The following is a 1,448-nucleotide window of genomic DNA, read 5'->3' as shown; positions in this document are numbered from 1 at the left end:
TAATGGACTTCGCTCTCCTCCCTACGATAAGTCAACATTCGAATCGACTACCGTCTCTTCGTGTTTCCTATATCTCAGTCGGAGCGCTCCAGTCCATACGGAGCTAACCAGGGCGCTTCCACTTTTCTTTTTAAAAATATAAATTTTCTGTTAATTTTGTTATGCTTATATTGCGTATTTAAAGATTACTTATTATGCTGAGGAGGTATCTGTAAAATGGATTTAGGATTACATGGAAAAGTTGCACTGATTACGGGAGCGAGTAAGGGCATTGGATTAGAAACCGCTTTGCACTTAGTAAAAGAAGGTGCTTTAGTTGCTATTTGTGCTAGAAATGAAGAGAATCTTCAACAAGCAGCAATGCGAATTAAAGAACAAACAGGTACTGAAGTGTTATACATAAAGGCTGATATAACAAAAGAAGAAGATTGTAAAAAAATAGTCGCTCAAACCGTCGAACACTTTGGACGACTAGATATATTAATTAATAATGCAGGAACATCTTCTGCTAATCCATTTGAATCCGTTGAAACGGATCTTTGGCAGCATGATTTGGACTTAAAAGTATTTGGAGCGATTCATTGCTCTAAATTTGCTTTACCTCATATGAGAAAAATCGGACACGGTGCTATTGTAAATGTTACAGCAGCTATCGCTAAGACCCCACCTGCATCTTCATTACCAACTACGGTGAGTAGAGCGGCGGGAATGGCATTAACTAAAGCGATGAGCAAAGATCTTGGTAAAGATAATATTCGAGTTAATACGGTTTGTATTGGGTTAATAAGAAGTGATCAAATTGAGAAGCTTTGGCAGAAGAAAGCCCCAGATAAAACATTCGAGGAATTCGGTAGTGATCCAAGTCATGGTATACCTCTCGGTAGAATTGGGAGAACGGAAGAAGCTGCTAAAGTTATAACATTTTTAGTCTCAGAAGCAGCATCATATGTTACAGGAACCGCCATTAATATTGATGGAGGAAAAAGTGGTTCTTTGTAGGAAATATGTTAAAATATAGTTAGATAGTAGTTCTTTAGTCATAGATCTGATCAGAAGGCTGTTTTCTGTTGAGTATTTCTAGAAAATCAGTAAAGCAGAAGAAAGTATAACTACGTCAGTAGAGAAAATAAAACAAACAAAAGATCGAGGGAAAAAAGACTTAATCACATATTAATCTGGATTTTTAACAATACAGTTTTTATACTATAATAACTGTCTGATATTTAATTTTGCATTTGCCATGCTCGGTCATAAGTCAATCCGTTTTGGACAGTTTCCAAGAATGGCTCGTCTTATGCCTGCTGCATGGCTCGTTTTTTGAGAGCAAGGAGCGATGTATACCTTCAAATTTGAATCTATGAACCGATATCAAACTTAGAAAAAATCGTTATTTCTATTTAATAGTTTTTACTGTTTTTGCACTTTGTTTATTGGATTTATTTGTAACT

General features: G+C 36.0%; 1 protein-coding gene. It reads left to right on the top strand.

Translation table 11 applies throughout. From position 1 onward, the window contains the following. The first annotated feature begins 216 nt into the window (after positions 1–216). On the top strand, positions 217–999 hold the full coding sequence (locus tag V7014_RS16565; protein ID WP_335508545.1) for an SDR family NAD(P)-dependent oxidoreductase: 783 nt from the start codon (positions 217–219) through the stop codon (positions 997–999). Positions 1,000–1,448: the final 449 nt, after the last annotated feature.

Source organism: Bacillus sp. JJ722 (assembly GCF_036963345.1).
In the GTDB taxonomy this organism is placed as follows: Bacteria; Bacillota; Bacilli; order Bacillales; family DSM-1321; genus Bacillus_AD.
Note: the sequence above shows the minus strand (reverse complement) of the source record. Positions and strands in the feature narration are given on the sequence as shown.